This window comes from Alphaproteobacteria bacterium (assembly GCA_035625915.1).
GTDB lineage: Bacteria > Pseudomonadota > Alphaproteobacteria > JACZXZ01 > JACZXZ01 > DATDHA01.
Genome location: DASPOR010000079.1, coordinates 1 through 17,739 on the forward strand (window position 1 = coordinate 1; position 17,739 = coordinate 17,739).

At 61.2% G+C, this 17,739-nt stretch carries 15 protein-coding genes; 8 read left to right on the top strand and 7 right to left on the bottom strand.

Features of this window, described 5'->3' with window-relative positions:
- A partial coding sequence (gene ispH / locus VEJ16_06455) for a 4-hydroxy-3-methylbut-2-enyl diphosphate reductase (GenBank protein HYB09291.1) occupies positions 1-363 on the bottom strand: 363 nt, incomplete at its 3' end.
- 425 nt (positions 364-788) lie between these two features.
- Here ispH and VEJ16_06460 point away from each other — a divergent pair.
- Positions 789-2,372 carry a DHA2 family efflux MFS transporter permease subunit gene (locus tag VEJ16_06460; protein ID HYB09292.1) on the top strand — a complete coding sequence of 528 codons (1,584 nt, stop codon included), beginning with the start codon at positions 789-791 and terminating at the stop codon, positions 2,370-2,372.
- Here VEJ16_06460 and hpnA read toward each other — a convergent pair.
- From hpnA to VEJ16_06475, 3 genes are read right to left on the bottom strand one after another with little or no spacing between them, the layout of a single operon-like run.
- On the bottom strand, positions 2,360-3,355 hold the full coding sequence (gene hpnA, locus VEJ16_06465) for a hopanoid-associated sugar epimerase (GenBank protein HYB09293.1): 996 nt from the start codon (positions 3,353-3,355) through the stop codon (positions 2,360-2,362). The genes VEJ16_06460 and hpnA overlap by 13 nt on opposite strands.
- Positions 3,356-3,371: 16 nt before the next feature.
- Entirely contained in the window at positions 3,372-4,151 is a 780-nt protein-coding gene (locus tag VEJ16_06470; GenBank protein ID HYB09294.1) for a phosphocholine cytidylyltransferase family protein, read from the bottom strand.
- 6 nt (positions 4,152-4,157) lie between these two features.
- Positions 4,158-6,803, bottom strand: a complete 2,646-nt coding sequence (locus VEJ16_06475; GenBank protein HYB09295.1) for an MMPL family transporter — start codon at positions 6,801-6,803, stop codon at positions 4,158-4,160.
- Between the two features lie 384 nt (positions 6,804-7,187).
- On the opposite strand from VEJ16_06475, the gene VEJ16_06480 reads away from it, so the two are divergent.
- The 3 genes from VEJ16_06480 to VEJ16_06490 all read left to right on the top strand — a co-directional run bounded on the left by VEJ16_06480 (position 7,188) and on the right by VEJ16_06490 (position 10,326).
- Positions 7,188-8,813 (top strand): CopD family protein, encoded by a 1,626-nt coding sequence (locus tag VEJ16_06480; GenBank protein ID HYB09296.1) that lies wholly within the window; start codon positions 7,188-7,190, stop codon positions 8,811-8,813.
- A 147-nt stretch (positions 8,814-8,960) separates the two neighbouring features.
- Positions 8,961-9,593, top strand: coding sequence for an ABC transporter substrate-binding protein (locus VEJ16_06485; protein ID HYB09297.1), 633 nt, complete (start codon positions 8,961-8,963; stop codon positions 9,591-9,593).
- 199 nt (positions 9,594-9,792) lie between these two features.
- Positions 9,793-10,326 carry a superoxide dismutase family protein gene (locus VEJ16_06490; protein ID HYB09298.1) on the top strand — a complete coding sequence of 178 codons (534 nt, stop codon included), beginning with the start codon at positions 9,793-9,795 and terminating at the stop codon, positions 10,324-10,326.
- A gap of 61 nt (positions 10,327-10,387) precedes the next feature.
- Here the strand turns inward: VEJ16_06490 and VEJ16_06495 are convergent, their stop codons facing one another.
- Positions 10,388-11,167, bottom strand: a complete 780-nt coding sequence (locus VEJ16_06495) for an enoyl-CoA hydratase-related protein (GenBank protein ID HYB09299.1) — start codon at positions 11,165-11,167, stop codon at positions 10,388-10,390.
- 216 nt (positions 11,168-11,383) lie between these two features.
- Between VEJ16_06495 and VEJ16_06500 the strand changes: the two genes are divergently transcribed.
- From VEJ16_06500 to VEJ16_06515, 4 genes are read left to right on the top strand one after another with little or no spacing between them, the layout of a single operon-like run.
- Positions 11,384-12,079: an orotate phosphoribosyltransferase gene (locus VEJ16_06500; GenBank protein ID HYB09300.1), complete on the top strand. Its 696-nt coding sequence runs from the start codon at positions 11,384-11,386 to the stop codon at positions 12,077-12,079.
- 7 nt (positions 12,080-12,086) lie between these two features.
- Entirely contained in the window at positions 12,087-12,938 is an 852-nt protein-coding gene (gene kynA, locus VEJ16_06505; GenBank protein HYB09301.1) for a tryptophan 2,3-dioxygenase, read from the top strand.
- Between the two features lie 44 nt (positions 12,939-12,982).
- Positions 12,983-13,687, top strand: coding sequence for an SDR family oxidoreductase (locus VEJ16_06510; protein ID HYB09302.1), 705 nt, complete (start codon positions 12,983-12,985; stop codon positions 13,685-13,687).
- A 32-nt stretch (positions 13,688-13,719) separates the two neighbouring features.
- The gene (locus VEJ16_06515) at positions 13,720-15,309 is read left to right on the top strand and encodes a hypothetical protein (GenBank protein ID HYB09303.1); all 1,590 of its coding nucleotides are present in this window, start codon (positions 13,720-13,722) and stop codon (positions 15,307-15,309) included.
- Between the two features lie 33 nt (positions 15,310-15,342).
- On the opposite strand, the gene VEJ16_06520 is transcribed toward VEJ16_06515, so the two are convergent.
- Positions 15,343-16,512: a M20 aminoacylase family protein gene (locus VEJ16_06520; protein HYB09304.1), complete on the bottom strand. Its 1,170-nt coding sequence runs from the start codon at positions 16,510-16,512 to the stop codon at positions 15,343-15,345.
- 82 nt (positions 16,513-16,594) lie between these two features.
- Positions 16,595-17,515, bottom strand: a complete 921-nt coding sequence (locus VEJ16_06525) for a ribokinase (protein ID HYB09305.1) — start codon at positions 17,513-17,515, stop codon at positions 16,595-16,597.
- Positions 17,516-17,739: the final 224 nt, after the last annotated feature.

A 17,739-nucleotide genomic window follows, 5' to 3' on the forward strand; every position in this document is an offset into this window, starting at 1 on the left:
GTGGCCGATCAACACGACCTCAAAACCGCCCTCGGCATAGCGTTGGCCCTCCTTATGGACCTTCGCGACGAGCGGACATGTCGCGTCGATGACTGGCAGCTTGCGCGAACTCGCATCCTCCTCGACCTTTTGCGCAACGCCGTGGGCACTGAACACCGTGATCGCACCCGCCGGAACCTCATCGAGTTCCTCGACGAAAATGGCACCCTTTGCCTTCAGATCCTCGACGACACGCTTGTTGTGTACGATTTCGTGGCGGACATAGACCGGCGGACCGTAACGCTTGAGTGCGCGCTCCACGATTTCGATAGCACGCTCAACGCCTGCGCAGAATCCCCTTGGTTGGGCAAGCACGACTCGCATGAATACCCTCTTTTACTGATTTGCCCGCAGCCGAGGTTGAACCCCATATCTGCGCTTACCGCAAACGTTCGCAATCGGCCCACTCTCAACCGATCCCGATTGGAGCCGCGTGATAACACGAAACCTAACGGGACGCCAAACAAAAGCCCGGCATTTTCAGCACCCCATTACAATTCGGAGCGACGCAATCATTGATTTTCAAAGGCTTCTCTAATGATCTCCAAATTGAACGTCAATGTGCGGCCAGCCCATAAATTGTCGTCATCGGCAAGAAGTCAACCGCTTTGCGCCACTGATTTGACCGAAGGCCTTATCCTGACAACATTGTTATTTGTGCTTCTTCGAGGCATTGCATAGCTTTGCCGATGCCAAAATGCTGGCTGGCGCGCCAAGGCGGAGTTCCATCGCCAAGGTCCATGAATAGAATGACCGATCATGCGACGATATCTCGCAGCCTGCTCGAGGAGGACCCTGTCCCGATTGGTATATGGCTCGGATTTCTCGCCATGTGCGTCGGCATGTTCATGGCCATCCTCGATATCCAGATCGTGGCAAGTTCACTGCCTGACATCGGCGCCGCACTCCGAATCCCGCACGACCAATTAAGCTGGGTCCAGACAGCCTATCTCATCGCAGAAGTGATCGGGATCTCCCTTACCGGACGCCTCACGCGCCTCGTCTCGCTCGGCCGGTTGTTCGTTGCGGCAAATCTGGGCTTCACGCTCGCAAGTCTCGGCTGCGCTCTCAGCCACGGGTTCAGCGTTTTAATCGTCTTCCGCGTTATCCAGGGTTTCTGCGGCGGGATGGTGATTCCTATCGTATTCAACGCGGTCTTCGTCGTTTTTCCCGAACGCGCGCGCGTGTTGGCCACGACGGTCGCGGGCGTCTTTGCGATGCTTGCCCCCACGCTTGGACCTACAGTGGGCGGCTATATCACCGAGACATACACTTGGCATTGGCTGTTCCTCGTCAACCTCGCCCCCGGCGTTCTTGTTGCGATTGTGGCCGGCTGGCACATCCGTGCCGGACGGCCCGAGTGGAAGCTTTGGAAGCACCTCGATTATCTTGGAGTGGCGCTTTGCGCCATATTTCTCGCGGGCCTCGAAATCCTCCTGAAGGAGGGACCAACGCGAAATTGGCATGACGCCGTCGTGACGGCGCTCGTCGCGATCTGCATCGTAAGCGGGGGCCTAGCAGTCGTCCGGTGTCTTCGTCATCGCGAGCCGGTCGTGGCTCTCGCAATCTTCGGCGATCGTATTTTTGCGGTCAACGCAGGCTATAGTTTTCTTCTCGGCGCCGGTCTCTATGGATCGGTCTATTTGCTCCCGATCTTTCTCGGCTTCGTTCGACAGCACTCGCCCCTCGAAATCGGCGAGATCATGTTCGTGACGGGGGCCGCACAGCTTGCCGTGGCGCCCGTGGCGGCTTTCGCCGAAAAACGCGTCGACGCACGGTTGCTGATCTTTATTGGCTACGGGCTATTTGCCGTCGGCCTTATCGCGAACGGCTTTGCGACATACGAGACGGATTTTCGTGGCCTATTCTGGCCTCAAATCCTACGTGGCCTCGGGGTCATGCTGTGCCTTCTGCCGACCACCACTATGGCGCTCGAGCGACGGACGGGCGAGGCGCTCTCCGACGCCAGCGCGCTATTCAACCTGATGCGCAATCTCGGCGGCGCCATCGGCATCGCATTCGTGGACACGATTCTGGAACAGCGCGCACCGGTCCACATCGCTCAACTTGTCAACCGCCTTGAGGCCGGCGACCCGGGTGCTGCGCGTCTTGTCGGCTTGCCGCTCGAGCGGTTCCACAACATGCCTCTCGGCCCAATCGACCAGGCCACGAAGGACGTCGTCGCCCCGCTCGTCGAGCGAGCAGCACTCGTGCTTTCCTTCAATGAGGCATGGACAGCACTCGGCGTCGTCTTCGCCCTCTCCCTACTCGCCTTACCCCTCCTCCGACCGCAGGAAGGGGGCAGACCGGCCGTGTCGGCTCAACCGAGATAGCCGTTTTCACGAAACCACGTGATGGCGTCCTCAAGTGCGGCCCTCGCCGGTCGCGCGCGGTAACCGAGCACACGGATCGCCTTGTCGCACTTGAAGTACATGAGTTTCTTGGCAAGCCGCACGCCGTCCACGGTCACCGCGGGTTCATTGGTGCTTCGAGCGAGGCGCGCAAATCCTTCGACGATATAAGCGATCGGCAGGACGAGGTTATGGGGCAGCCGGACCTTCGGCGGCTTTCGCCCAACGATGCCGGCGACGGTCTCGAGGATCTTGCGCAGCGATAGGTTCTCCCCACCCAGGATATAGCGATCCCCGACGACACCATGAGCATGAGCGAGCAGATGTCCCTCGGCCACGTCGTCAACATGGACGACGTTGAGCCCCGTCTCCACGTAGGCGGGCATCTTGCCGCGCGCGGCCTGAACGATCATTCGCCCCGTTGGCGTCGGGCGCACGTCGCGCGGCCCGATCGGCGCCGACGGATTGACAATGACGACTGGCAGACCGGCATCACGGGCAAGTCGTGTTACCTCCGTCTCCGCAAGATACTTTGAGCGTTTATAATGGCCGATCATGTCGCTCAGCCTCGACGGCGTTTCCTCGTCCGCGGGCGAGCCATTCGGCGTCAGGCCGAGAGTCGCGACGCTGCTCGTATAGACGACGCGCGAAACGTCCGCCCGGATGGCGGCGAGCATGAGGTTGCGCGTGCCATCCACGTTCGTGCGGTAGATGCTGCTCGGATTTGGAACCCAGAGGCGGTAATCGGCAGCCACATGGAAGAGTGCCTCGCAGCCCTTGACCGCCGCGATGAGGGAATTCTCGTCCGTCAAGTCGCCCTCAGCTATTTCGCACGGCACGCCTTCGAGATTGCGCCGCGCGTGCGCCGGTCGAACGAGGGCGCGAACCTCGAAACCCGATTCGACAAGCCGACGCGCCACCGCCGAGCCGATGAACCCGGAGGCACCGGTGACGAGCGCTCTCATGGCAAGTCGAGAGACTTCATTCAGCACCGGCGTTCGCGCCGGATTGCTGCTTGGGAAGCGCTTCGAGCCTCGGAAAGATCTCGCGCTCGGCGCGCGCTACATCCTCGGGGAAATCGATCTCGATCCACGGTAAGCCGGCGACATCCTCGAAGCCGAAGTGCAGCTCACGTGGCCCCGACAGTAGATCGCCGAGAGCCGCCTCGAGCCACAACGAGGATCGGCCGTAATCGATATGGAGCCGCATCGCCTCGACCAGCCGTGCCGCCGCCTGGGGTGTGAGACGGACGAACCCCACCCACTCGCCAGCACATTCTTGAGACGTGGGCAGCCGCCGATCGAGTGTGACGATCGACCCATTGTCAACCCCGATTTTGACCGATTCATCGTCCTTTCCCGAAGTGCTGTCGAGCAAGAAACAATTGCCGTGCCGGCTTCCAAGAAGTGGTGCGAGAAGCCGGTGATCGTAAAGCACATCCGCATCCATGATGACGACGTCCTGCCCGCTCAACAGATGGGAGCGCAGCGCCCAAAGGCTGAGGATGCTGCCCGCACGAAAATGCGGATTGAATGTCGTTCCGACAAAGCCGTCGGTGTCGAGTCGGTGAAGCTCGGCCCCAATCGATTCGGCGCGATAGCCGGTCGCGATCTCGACCCGGTCGACGCCGAAGTGGCGAAGTATGGCGATATGGCGCCCAAGAAGCGACTCGTCGCCGAAGCGCAGGAGCGCCTTGGGGGGACGGGTCCCACCCTTGCCAAGCCGCTCGCCGATCCCTGCCGCCAACATGAGCGCGAGCATGAGCGCCTAGCGCCTGTCGCGTCGGTTACGGGCCTGTTCGCGCCAAGTGAGCAAGCACGGAAGGACGAGCAGCGTGCAAACGAGTGCAAGGGTTAGGCAAATGCCGAGCAGATATCCCATGCTCGCCGTACCGCGATGGCTCGACACCATCAGGCTGGAGAACGAGACCATGGTCGTGAGTGCGGAAAACAGCACGGCGCGCGGCGTGGATGTGCGCAGGAGATCGACCACACTCCGTGTCTCGCGATGTCGCAGAACGAGATAGATGCTAAACGCCACGCCGAGGCTGAAAAGAAGCGGAAGGGCAATGATGTTCGCGAAGTTGAATTTCAGTCCGGTAACGACGACGATGGCCACGGTGAGGGCCGCCGCAAGCGCGAGCGGCAAGAGGACAAGAATAGAGTCCCAAACGTTGCGCAGGACGACAATCAGTAACAGCGTTATGGCCACGAAGGCGATGACGCCCGCGGTCTCGAACGCGCCGATTACGAGCTTTCCACCCTCGAGTAGGAGCACGGGTGTGTCGGTCGCATCCGGCGTGATGTCGCGAACGGCACCCACGAAGCGGCGAAGGGCCGTTTCATCCGTGAGCATGTCGGCGGGAAAAACCTCGACGCGAGCGCGGCCGTCCGGGGTCACGTAGCGCGCTTTGATCTCAGGCGGAATTGTGTTGAGTGTCACCGGCCCCGCCTTCATCAAATCGACGAGGCCATCCAAACGGCCCGGCAGGTTTGCAACGATGGCCTCTTCAAGGCCCGCATATGCGCTGGCATCGCGTCCCGGTCCTCGGTCGAATTGCGCAAGCAGCGTTGCAAGCCTTCCTGCAGGTGCCGCGAGAGCGCCCGCCTTCGGCGAAGCCGCCATATCGCGCAGCTTTGCGATCAATTCGACCGTGGCTTGGCGACGTTCTTCGTTGGACGGAGGGGGCTTCGGATCCCCGCCATCAATCACCGGCGTGAGGAAGGTCGCCATCTGGTCGATCAAGGCGAGCTTGGTTTGCTGGTCCTGCGGCACAAAGGACGAAAGCGTTATGGTGCTGTCGACCTCGAGCAAACCATCGAGGCGCTTCGCAAGCGCATCCGCGGCGGCGAGGTTCGCTGTGACGACGTTGATTTCGTATGGTGAAGTGCTCGAGTCCCTGGTCAGGTCCAAATAGGCCTGAACCGACTCCGTCTTAGGATCCTTCAGATTGATGGGATCGAAATCGAAGCGCGCGTGCGGCATCGCCAAAAGCGAAATGAGGCCGAGTGCCAAGGCGCCGAGGCAAATTGCCCGCGCGTGGCGATCGAGGTAGTTCATGACGGCGGGCTCGGCGCGTTCCTCGGGTGCACGTGGCCGTGGCCGAAGCGGCATCACGGTAAGAAGTGCCGGGAGCAGCGTGAGGGTGGCGGCGAAGCCTATGAACATGCCCCCGCCCGCAATGATGCCAAGCTGCGAGAGGCCGGTATATTTCGTGGGCACAAATGCGAAGAAGCCGATGGCAGCGCAAAGGGCTGCGAGGCCGACCGCCACACCGGTTCCCGCCGCGGCATGCTCGAGTGCCTCGCGGATGCCGTTGTCCTGATCGATTCCTTCCTTGTAGCGCAGGCCGAACTGGATACTGAAATCGACGGCGAGGCCGATAAACAACACCGCAAACGCCACCGAAATCAGATTGAGATAGCCAATGGCGAGGGCCGCGAATGTTGCCGTCCAAATCAAGCTGAAGAGGAGCGTGGTGATGGTCGCGAAGACCAGTTTTGGAGAGCGGAGCCCCAGAAAGACAAGCACGGTGACGAGCGCAAGCGAGACGAGGCTTGCGAGGCCCACCCCGTCCTGCACGCTTTTTAGCTCATCTTCGTCCATGGCCGGCCCGCCGGTCAGCCGAACACTGACGCCGTGCTTGGGGTCGAGACCGAGTTCCTTTGCCGCCGCACGGACCGCTTTGATGGCGTGTTCAGCCGGCGACAGCGAATCGTAGGATATCCTCGGCTTTACCAGGACAATCTGCCGGCGGTCGGACGGCCGGTCGGGCAAGCCGGTCATGAGATCGCGCCAGCTCAGTCGCTGGGGCTTGCCTGCAAGGCGCGCCTCAACCGTGTCGCCAATCATCGTCAGCGGCCGTGTGAGCAGACCGGGGTCGACCTCCCCTTTCGTCACCGCCTCCGACGCATCGCCAAGCACGCCAAAGAGGCCGCGGAGGCTGCGATCCTCGACGAGCGCCCCAAGGAGCGGTTGCGCTTGGGCAAGTCGGTCGGAAAGATCCTGAAGCTCCTTTTTCTCAAGGAAGAGGAGGCCTTCCCGGCGGAAGAACGGATCGCCTTCGGGAGTGAAAATCTCTTCGAAGGTTCGCTCGTCCTCGTTCAGCTTCCTGACGAGCGCGTTCGCGGCATCCTCGGCTCGGTCGGGACTATCGGCTTCGATGACGACGGCGATATTGTCCACGAGCTGCGGAAACGCGGCCTCGAAGGCCCTCAGATTCTTGCGGTAGGTCAAATCGGTCGAGAGTAGCGCGCCGCTATCGGTATTCATGCCGAGATGGCCGGCGGTGTAATACCCGCCCGCGACGGTCAACAGTATCGAACCTGCGACAACCGCCTTGGCCCACCGGCGCGCACGCTCGACCCACCAAACGAGCGCTTGGGCCAAGGGCGAGCGAGATTGTATTGGCACCGGCTCAGGGGGCCTTTCCTCGGCCCTCGGCGTAATTTTCGGGGCCCTGGCATGTAATTGCGACAAGCTCATTCGCCGCTGGACTTGGCTGATTGGTGGGCTGGAGGCGATATATTTCCGGCACTTCCCCCGCCGTGGCATGGTCATATAGAGAGGCATCGTAGCCGGGACAAGTGCAATATTGCCGTAATAACGGCAATGCCGCGGCGAAAAAGCACGATATGTTCCAAACTTTGGACGACCGCGCTTGACAGGGAGCGCAACGATAGGGCACGTGAGCGCTGGGGCCGAAAACCAAAGGGACAAATGAAGAACATACGTTGCCGTGCCTGCCCGATCGGGTGTATCGGCAAGCTCGGTTAGCACAGCCCCTTTTAGAATGTCATGGCGGCAATCGCAGATTTTCTTTCCGACATCGTCGATGGGCTGAGCTGGGCGGCGTTCGCCCTTGCCCTTGGCGGCCTGGCATGGACCGTAATCGTCTTACGCGTCCAGGACTCCGATTCGCCGTTTTCGGGCGCCCCCGTTCATCGTGCAATCGATTTGATCGGCAAGGGCGCCTTGGTCCTGGCAATCGCACAGGTCTTAGAGCTTGCGGCGGACGCTTACATCCTTGACGCGACGATGGGTCGTTCGCCCTTTCCAGCCCTTTATGGTGCGGCCTTTTTTAGGGCAGGCAGTGCACGCGCCCTCCTAGCATTCGCTATGGCCGCCGCCGCGGCCTGGCTCGGCGCAGCACCTCACGACAAACGCAGATGGTGGAGCGTCAGTGCCTTCGGTCTTGCCATCGTGGTGGCGGGTGCGTGGCACAGTCATGGCCAAAGCCGTATTCACGACCGCGAATTGCTCATGGCGCTCACCACACTCCATTCCCTCGCCGGTGCTATTTGGGTGGGAGGCGTTCTCCACCTGCTCGGCTTACGAAGTCTCGCCAAGCGTGACGATCGGATTAGGCCCCTATGGCCTGTGGCGATCAGGCGCTTTTCGCTGTTGGGCATGGGTGCGGTCGGCACGGCGATCGCCACCGCGATTGTCCTCGCACTCTACTATGTGCGTTCTTTCGCCGGATTATTTGGCACCGGCTATGGTTCGATGGTCCTCGTGAAAATAGCTCTGTTTCTGACCGCACTCTGCTTCGCCGGGCTCAACTACCGCGCCGGCCGGCAGAGCGGCACTGGCCGGGACGGCGACGCAGTGTGGCGTGTGGTTCCGTTCTATGTCGAGGCGGAAACTTTCGTGCTTATTGCGCTGCTCATGGCGGCGGCGGCGCTGGCGCATCAGCCGCCAGCGCTCGATCTTACAAATACAGATGCCAGCATCGCCGAAGTTTTGCATGTATTCGTGCCCAAGGCGCCGCGAATCACCTCGCCCACGCATGCCGAAATGCCGACCGATCCGAACAATTTGCTTGGTCTCTCGAGGCAGGATCGCAATCTCGAGTCCGCATGGTCCGAATACAATCACAATGTGACGGGATTGGTGCTTGTCACGATGGCGGTGATCGCGTTTCTCTCGCGCTTGAAAGGTTTCGGTTGGGCGCGGCACTGGCCGCTTGGGTTCGTGCTGCTGGCGATCTTCCTGTTCATCCGAAGCGACCCCGAGACCTGGCCCCTCGGCGATGTGCCGTTCTTGAAAAGTCTGGCGGACGCCGAGGTGTTCCAGCACCGGGTCGCCATTCTGCTCGCTGCGGTCCTTGGCCTCATCGAGTGGCGTGCCCGCACCACGCGCCGAAAGGACGCGTGGCAGGCTTATGTTTTTCCCGTGCTCAGCGCATTCGGCGGTCTGCTGCTCCTGACCCACTCGCACGGTGCATTTGAAATCAAGCCGCAGTACTTGATACAAGTATCGCACACGGTCATGGGCCTGTTCGCCATGTTTCTCGCGATCGGACGCTGGCTGGAGTTGAAACTCGAGCCGCCGGCGTCCCGCTGGGCGGGGCTCGGGGCGACCGCGTCATTGCTCCTGATCGGATTCATACTTACCTTCTATCAGGAGCTGGGTACTGTCTGACGCGGCGGCGTTCGGCACGGGTGAAATTGCGCGACCTATGGTAGAAGGTTGACGGCCCCGATTCGGGGAGACACGCTATAATTCGAAAAATAGAAGGCCCTTTTGGGCCTGAACCAAGATCAACAAGTTGGCATGAGTACCGTGGGAATGTTTTTCAATCTAATCCGAACGCGCTACCGCGGCACGTTGGCGATCACTTGCATTCTGCTCGCATTCTCGACCTATGTCGGGCAGGTCCGCGCCGCAACTGAAACGCCCAAGCAGGTCGTCGAGGCGTATTACGCGACGCTGCTGGACACAATGCGGAACGGGCCGAAGCTCGGCTACAAGGGTCGCTACGATCGGTTGGCGACCGCAGTCGACAAGGCTTTCAATGTCACGGTGATGGCGCAGCAGAGTGTCGGCACCTTCTGGGATCAGATGACTGAAGCTCAACGCACAGAGCTCGTGGCGGCGTTTCGCAAATTCACGATCGCGAACTATGCGCACAGCTTCGACGACTACGCCGGCGAGCAGTTCCTTACAGCCGAAGAAAAAGAAACACCTCGGAAGGACGTGATCGTGTACACGACCCTCGTCAAGTCCGACGGCGACAAGGTGACGTTGAACTACCTGCTGCGCCAGGATGGCGGCGATTTCAAGATCATCGACATCTTTCTCGATGGTTCGATCTCCCAACTAGCCACACGGCGCTCAGAATATACCTCGATCATCCGTCAAAGCGGCATCGACGCGTTGATCGCTGCCATCGAAAAGAAAGCAGCAGATCTCGCCAACTAATGCGGTACCTACGAAGCTCGCTCTAGGCGGCTCGAAATATGACGATCAACTTATAAAGGTTCGGCTGCGTCAAATTCTCGCGCAACCGTACTTGACTTATCGACGCACAGCGTGGAGCTTCCCAACGCCTACACGGCAGGCTGAAGCATTCAGAGTCTTCTAGCCGTCTGCGCGTGTCGAGGCGGAGGGGAGAATTTGCATGCGATGGCCGACGTCCCTGTTTGTGATTGTGACGATTGCTTTGGTCGCATACCTCGGCGTCGGATCGGCGTCGGCCGAGCAGGAACGAGTTAGGATGACCCTGATTACGCCGGACGGCATCGGGGCAACGATCGGAACGATTCACCTGGTCGACACAAGGCTAGGATTGCGCCTCACTCCGCTCCTTAAAAGCCTCGATCCTGGCGCACATGGCGCCGGTATCCACGAAAACGCCGATTGCGGCCCAGGCCCCGTCGACGGCATTAACGCGGCCGGCGGTGCGGCAGGGCGCAGCATCGACCCGAACGATGCGAGCACCCCGAAAGGTACTGCGGACACGACGCGCCACGACGAGTTGCCGCTTTTCACTGTCGGCAATGATGGCATTGCGCGAACCGCCGTCACGGTTGAAAACCTGAAGCTCGCCCAACTCAAGGGGCGCACAATCGTGATCTATGCTCTCGGTGGCGCCAAGTCGGGCGCCGCTACACCAAGCGACGGAGCACGCGTGGCCTGCGGGATTGTTCAATAAGGCGCTGACGCCGCATCCGCGTCCAGCAACCGGCCCTCACGGGCACGCCGGTTCCATTCCATCATATTCCGCGGAATGCCGGTTTGCGCTTTTCCATAAAGGCACGGTAACCCTCCTGGTAATCTTCGCTTGCGGCGGTTACAAATCCTTCATCGAATTCCTCAGCACTCAAGGGGCGCGAATCGAGTAGCCGTCGCGCGAACTTCTTGTGATAGCGATTTGAGAGCGGCGCGCCGTCGGCAATGCGCCGCGCAGTCGCGTACGCTTCTTTCTCGACATCGCGATCCGCGACCACGCGGGTGACAAGCCGCTTCTCCTTCGCCTCGGCGGCGCCGAACACGCGGCCTTCGAGCAAGATTTCAAGCGCTGTGGCGCGCCCGACGAGATCGATGAGTGCCGTGATTTCGGGATAGGCCATGATGACGCCGAGCCGGTTGATCGGCACACCGAACCGGCTCGACTCGCCGCAAATACGAAGGTCGCACATCACCGCGAGCTCGAGCCCGCCACCGACGCAAATTCCGTTGATCATGGCGATGGTCGGGTGGCGACAATCGGCGATGCTGCCCATGGTCTTGTGCATCACAGCGCCGTAGGCACGCGCCTGCTCGAAATTAGCTCGTTCAGCCTTGAACTCGGCGATATCGGCGCCGGGTGCGAAGGCCTTGTCGCCAGCGCCACGCAGGACGATGCAGCGTACCTCGCGATCCCGGTCGAGGAGCCTGAAAGCATCCCCAGCCGCCTGCCACAACGCCTTGGTGAGCGCGTTCAATTTTTCGGGACGATTCAAGACGACGGTCGCGACGTCGCCGTCGCGTTGGATGAGGACGAGCTCGGACATTGCAGGACCTTTCTTGGCGATCGACCGCGCAAGATTAGCAGCGCCAGCTCCATTGACAAGCATGCGGTCGACGCGAAACGCCAATCGGGGGCCGTTCGCCTCGCTTTGCCGCCACGACCTCCGACGCCCGGCGATTGGGCCAGCTAAACCCTTCCCTCCGACGCTTTTCGGCCTTAACGTGCCCGCGGCGGATGCATGGAATGGTGGAGCATGGCAATGGGTGCTTCGAAGGACGAGCCCAAGCACGATTTGGCGGCCAGCTTGACTGCGCGCATTCTCCTCGAACTCAAGGCCGTCAACTTCAGCCCGGACAAGCCGTTCACGTTCACGTCCGGGCGAAAGTCGCCGGTCTACATCGATTGCCGCAAGCTCATCTCTTACCCCCGCGCCCGCGCGCGGCTTATGGACCTGTCCGTCGATCTCATCGAAAGCAGGATCGGCGTCGCGTCGTTCGATGCGGTCGCCGGGGGCGAGACTGCGGGAATTCCGTTTGCCGCCTGGATTTCCGAACGCATGGCGCTCCCAATGCTCTATGTCCGCAAGAAACCCAAGGGCTTCGGACGCATGGCCCAAATCGAGGGCGACATGCCCGAGGGCAGCCGCGTGCTGCTTGTCGAGGACTTGGCGTCGGAGGGCGGGAGCAAGCTCCTCTTTGTCGAAGCGCTACGCAACGCGGGTGCCCAAGTTGCGCATAACTTCGTGCTCTTTCATTACGGCATATTCCCGGGCTCGATTGCACGGTTGGCAGATGCCGGCATCACGCTCTGGTCGCTCGCGACGTGGTATGACGTTATCGCTGTCGCCGAAGCCGAGGGTTATTTCGACCGCGACCAGCTTTTGAAGGTGCGCACCTTCCTCGACGATCCGGAGGGTTGGGAAGCCTCCCACGCACGCACCGAGCGGGCGTCTTGAGTTCGACATGAAACACGGCGATCGGAACCGCGACACGAAGCCAATTCACGACGGGGCGCATACCGATTTTCGCGGCGAGATGTCTTACGGCGACTATCTGCACCTCGATGCGCTGCTCGATTGCCAAAGGCCCCTCACCGACCGTCACGACGAGACCCTCTTCATCGTCATTCACCAGGCGAGCGAGCTTTGGATGAAGCTCGCTATCCACGAACTCAAGGCCGCGATCGGCTGCCTGCGGCGTGACGAGCTTCGGCCCGCGTTCAAGATGACCGCGCGCGTATCGCGTATCCAAACCCAACTCATCCAATCGTGGGACGTTCTTTCGACGCTGACGCCCGCCGACTATTTGACCTTCCGGGCCGCACTCGGCCACTCGTCGGGCTTTCAGTCCTTTCAATACCGAACGATCGAGTTCCTCCTCGGTAACAAGAATGCGGCGATGATCGACCCGCACCGACATCGCGCGGATCTCGTTACGTCCCTCGAACGGGTGTTGCGCGCACCGAGCCTCTACGAAGAGGCGATCCGCCTCCTTCATCGGCGCGGTTTCGTCATTGCACAAGATGTGCTCGCGCGGGATTTCTCGACCCCCTATCGAAGCGATCCGAGCGTTGCTGCAGCCTGGCTCGAGATCTATCGCGACACGGAACGATATTGGGACCTTTACGAGCTTGCGGAGGAATTGGTCGACCTCGAGGATTCGTTCCAGCAATGGCGCTTCCGACACGTGACGACGGTCGAGCGGATCATCGGCGGCAAGCCCGGTACCGGGGGTACCGCGGGTGTGAGCTATCTCAGGAGGGCGCTCGATATCCGTTTTTTCCCCGAACTTTGGGACGTGAGGACCGCGCTCTGACCCATTGGGATCGAGTGCGCGAGGCGGCAAAGGAGAGGACGAGCATGGCGCAGGACAAAGTCGCTATCGTGACGGCCGCCGGCCGAGGCATGGGTGCGGCCATTGCGGTCGAACTCAAGGCGCGGGGCTGGAAACTTGCTCTCATGTCTCCCTCGGGGGGTGCGGAGGGCCTCGCCCACGGACTCGGCGCCCTTGGACTTACCGGCTCGGTCACAGCGCCCGCCGACCTCGAAAGGCTCGTCGAGATAACCCTCGACGCCTATGGGCGGATCGACGCCGTCGTCAATAATACGGGCCACCCACCCAAGGGACCGCTTCTCGAAGTGTCGGACGCCGAGTGGCACACCGGACTGGACTTGGTGTTCCTGAATGTCGTGCGCATGGCAAGACTGGTGACGCCGGTCATGCAAGCGCAGGGTGGTGGCAGCATCGTCAACATCTCGACTTACGCGGCAATCGAACCGGCAGCCACCTTTCCCGTCTCGTCCAGCCTGCGCGCCGCCCTCTCGGCCTTCACCAAGCTCTATGCCGATGCCCACGCCAAGGCCCACATTCGGATGAACAATCTCCTCCCCGGCTTCATAGACAGCTATCCCGAGGACGCAGCCCTCCGCAGCGCCATACCGATGGGCCGTTACGGTTCGGTCGCCGAGATCGCCAAGACCACGGCGTTTCTCGTCTCCGATGACGCAAGCTACCTAACCGGCCAGAATATTCGGGTCGATGGCGGCCTTACTCGATCGATCTAGCGAAAAAGCGTCGCTGCGAGCGTCATCCGTCCATGTCGCGAATTCCAATCGCCGTCGTCCTTGCATTCATCCCGTTCGCTTTCGGCGCCGCGACGCTTGCCCTCGGCATGGACGCGAACTGGGATCTGCGGAACTATCACTACTACAACGCCTATGCCTTTCTCACGGGGCGCGAAAACTACGATCTCCTCGTGGCGCAGGTTCCGGCATTTTTCAATCCGACAATCGACGTGCCATTCTTTGTGACGGCCGAGACGTGGCCGGCAAGGGTCGTCGGCTTCCTGCTCGGAACCGTGCAAGGGCTCAACGTCCTGCCTCTCTACGGGGTTGCTTATCGCACTCTGCGCATCGAGCCCGAACAACGGCGGAAGTGGATCGCGGCAGCCCTCGCTCTCCTCGGGATGGTTGGCGCCGGCGCTTTGTCGGAGCTGGGAACGACTTTCTACGACAACGTCGTCAGCCTCGGGCCGCTCACGGCACTTTGGCTTGTCGTGCGGCGACCCGATCCGATTTTGCGTGGTACTGCAAGGGCGGCAGCACCGCATTTGCTTTTGGCGGGCTTCATCGCTGGCATCGCGGTCGGCTTGAAACAGCCCGCGGTCATCTGGGCGATCGGACTTTGCTGCGCCTTTCTTTTCGTGCCGGCACCGCCCGGGCGCCGGCTTGCGCGTGCTATCGTTTTCGGCGTCGGCGTGCTGGGCGGGATAGGACTGAGCGACGGATTCTGGATGCTTCACCTCTGGCGCAGCTACGGCAATCCGACCTTTCCTTTTTTCAATCAGATCTTCCGCTCGCCGTGGGCGCTCCCCTTCGATTACCGCGACGTCTTTTATTTTCCGGATAGCCTCTCCGCGCGCATTTTTTTCCCCTTTGCCTATCTCCAGGACCCGCATCTCACCGCCGAGGCCGATTTTCGCGACCTCCGCATCCTCATTTGTTTTGTGGCAGTACCTCTCGCGGGGGTCAGTGTCGCATACCGCAAGTTGAAGGGCGTGCCGAGTTCGGGCACAGTCGCAGCGCCGCTTGAAAGCGGTTATCTCTTGATCGCCTTGGCACTCGCCTACCTCGCGTGGGTGATCATGTTCTGCATTTACCGCTATCTAATGATATCCGAGATGCTTGCTCCCCTTGCGATCGTGCTTGCGATCGCGCTGTTGCCGATTTCCGGGCGGGCAATCTCGGCGACGTCGGTGGCACTACTGGCGCTTGCCGTTCTTACAATGAAGGTGCCGGATTGGGGCCGTGTGCCTTGGACCGAGCGGTGGGTTACGGCAACCCCACCCAAGATCGAAGACCCTGCCCGGACGATCGTTCTCATTACGGGGCACGAGCCGCTTTCATATCTCATCCCGACGTTTCCACCCGCTGTGCGCTTCTTGCGCATTCATGGCGGCTTCACCGGACCTTATGAGCCATCCGTCCGTTTCAACGCCGAAATGAGACGGATCGTTGCGACGCATCGCGGGCCGATCAAGGCATTGTACAACCCGAACGAGACTGCCTTCGCCAGGAAGTACCTCGCCGACTACGGGCTTGCAATCGACCCCACCCAGTGCCAGACAGTGCCGTCCAACATCGGCTATTTGCCCTATTTCTTCTGCGACGTGACGCCTTCCGGTTGACGCTCGATTTCGAACATCCAGTCGAGCGCTGACCTATCGTGCCATCGTCTGCTCGACCAACTTGACCCAATAGCTCGCACCGATGGGCAACACGTCGTCATTGAAATCGTAATGTGGATTGTGAAGCCCGCACCCACCTTCGGCGGGGCCATTTCCGATCCAGACGTAGCAGCCGGGCTTTTTCTGAAGCATGAAGGCAAAATCCTCGGAGCCCATGCTGGGAATGGGGTCGCGGATGACGTTGCTTTCACCGACGATCTCGGCGGCCGCGGACGCAGCCCGCTCGGTTTCCGTCGCACTATTGACCGTCGGGGGATAGCGCCGCTCGTAGCGGAGCGTCATTCGCGTCCCGAGTGCTGCGCAAACACCCTCCGCGACACGGCGAATCGAAGGCTCGATCGTATCGTGAACCTCGGGGCGAAAAGCCCGGCAAGTGCCGCGCAACACGATGTCGTCCGGGATGACGTTCCAGGTGTCTCCGCCGTGGATCTGCGTGACCGAGACGACCACCGCGTCGATCGGGTCGGTATTGCGGCTTGCGATCGTTTGCAACGCCGTCACGATCTGTGCGGCGGCGACAACCGGGTCCACCCCTCGATGGGGCATGGCAGCGTGCGACCCGCGCCCGGAGACAGTAAGCTCGAAGATATCGAAAGCCGCCATCATCGGCCCCGGCCGGACGGCAATCGTGCCGACCGGCTGCCCCGGCCAATTATGCATGCCATAAACGGCCTCGACGGGAAATTTGTCGAACAGCCCTTCCTCGAGCATGACCCGAGCGCCACCCTCGTTTTCCTCGGCAGGCTGAAATATCACGTGCACGGTGCCCGCGAAGTTGCGCGTCTCCGCGAGATAACGCGCAGCGCCGAGCAGCATCGTCGTGTGCCCGTCATGGCCGCATGCGTGCATGCGCCCGGGGTTCTGGGAGCGATGCGAAAAATCGTTCTTCTCCTGAACGTGGAGGGCGTCCATATCGGCGCGCAACGCAATCGAGCGGCCGTTGCCTCGACTGCCCTGGATGGTTCCAACCACGCCCGTGCCGGCGAGCCCGCGATGAATCGGAATACCGAACGACTGGAGCGTCTTCGCGACGAAATCCGATGTTGCACGCTCTTCGAACGCGGTCTCCGGATGTGCGTGGATATGATGACGCCATGCGGTCATGTCCGGCTGAAATTCAGCGATACGGTTGATGATGGCCATTGGGGCTACAACCCTCTGTTGGTGAGAACCGCCGAGTCTAGCGGCATCGGTTTCGCGTGTCGAGCGCGGGGCGAGATGCGCGTTACGTCGTCGGGGGCATTGCGGTCAGAGCGGGAAGTGCCGCGAGATTGGCTTCGACCGACTGCAATGGTGGCATCGAGGATTGAGCACCCTGCGCGAGGCATGCAAGGCCGGCACCCACGCTCGCGCGACGCAGGGCATCCTCGATGGAACATCCTCGATCGAGGCTCGCCGCCAGGACACCTACGAAGGCGTCGCCCGCACCCGTCGTGTCGACGGGCTCGACTGGGAGCGCTGGAACCAGCAGGCGACCGCCATTTGTAAAAATTGCCTCGCAGCCTTCGCGCCCCCGCGTCACGATGATCGTAAGTCCGTCGCGGGCAGCGAACGCGCGGCCTTCTTTGACAAGGTCTTGCGGGTTTTTGAGAGCCGCCGCCTCGTGCTCGTTAAGCACAAGGATGTCGACATGGTCGAGTAGTGTCGGCGGGAGAAGTCCGGCAGGGGCGAAGTTCAAAATGACACGGCAACCGGCAGCCTTGGCGCGCTTGGCGAGCGCCGTACTCTCTTCGATCGGCACCTCGCATTGCAGGACGAGGGTCGTCGCCGGGCCGAGCAGCGAATCCGGCACCTGGGCGGCGCGTGCGCCAAGATTTGCACCGCTTCCAGCGACGATCGCATTTTCGCCACTGGGATCGACCACGATGGCCGCACACCCGGTCGGCGCGCCAACGCGGGCAACGTGGCTCGCGTCCACCCCGTTTTCGACCAGTGCGGCGCGCGCCAAGGAGCCGAACGTATCGTCGCCGACCGCACCCGCCATGATCGTCGGAGCACCTGCTCGCGCGGCGGCGACGGCTTGATTGGCGCCCTTTCCCCCCGGCAAAACCGCATAGGACGGTGTGAGCAACGTAACACCCGCGCGCGGAAGCGATTCGCACGCAAACACAAGATCGATATTGAGCGAACCGAAGACCAGGATCACACCCGTAAGGTTAACACTGCAAATCGATCCTGTATAACGCCGCGCCCATGAAGGCACAGGCGTGTTGAAACCTTGCCAAATCGCGCGGCATGACCCACCTCTCTTCCCGCGGGAGGCGGCCGATCGCGACCTGATCCAACTTGCACGGGAAGGGCGTCCGCTTGTGCCGCCAGATGCACTCGGGCACAATATGTGACGGGCGCTCGCCGCGAACGCGAGCGTGG

Bases quoted from the DNA above. Each gene is read 5' to 3' on its own strand.
- VEJ16_06495 (HYB09299.1), bottom strand. From the start codon at position 11,167: ATGTCCGAGCTCGTCCTCATCCAACGCGACGGCGACGTCGCGACCGTC.
- VEJ16_06480 (HYB09296.1), top strand. From the start codon at position 7,188: ATGGCGGCAATCGCAGATTTTCTTTCCGACATCGTCGATGGGCTGAGC.
- kynA (HYB09301.1), top strand. From the start codon at position 12,087: ATGAAACACGGCGATCGGAACCGCGACACGAAGCCAATTCACGACGGG.
- VEJ16_06460 (HYB09292.1), top strand. From the start codon at position 789: ATGACCGATCATGCGACGATATCTCGCAGCCTGCTCGAGGAGGACCCT.
- hpnA (HYB09293.1), bottom strand. From the start codon at position 3,355: ATGAGAGCGCTCGTCACCGGTGCCTCCGGGTTCATCGGCTCGGCGGTG.
- VEJ16_06515 (HYB09303.1), top strand. From the start codon at position 13,720: ATGTCGCGAATTCCAATCGCCGTCGTCCTTGCATTCATCCCGTTCGCT.
- VEJ16_06510 (HYB09302.1), top strand. From the start codon at position 12,983: ATGGCGCAGGACAAAGTCGCTATCGTGACGGCCGCCGGCCGAGGCATG.
- VEJ16_06520 (HYB09304.1), bottom strand. From the start codon at position 16,512: ATGGCCATCATCAACCGTATCGCTGAATTTCAGCCGGACATGACCGCA.
- VEJ16_06490 (HYB09298.1), top strand. From the start codon at position 9,793: ATGCGATGGCCGACGTCCCTGTTTGTGATTGTGACGATTGCTTTGGTC.
- VEJ16_06500 (HYB09300.1), top strand. From the start codon at position 11,384: ATGGGTGCTTCGAAGGACGAGCCCAAGCACGATTTGGCGGCCAGCTTG.
- VEJ16_06485 (HYB09297.1), top strand. From the start codon at position 8,961: ATGTTTTTCAATCTAATCCGAACGCGCTACCGCGGCACGTTGGCGATC.
- VEJ16_06470 (HYB09294.1), bottom strand. From the start codon at position 4,151: ATGCTCGCGCTCATGTTGGCGGCAGGGATCGGCGAGCGGCTTGGCAAG.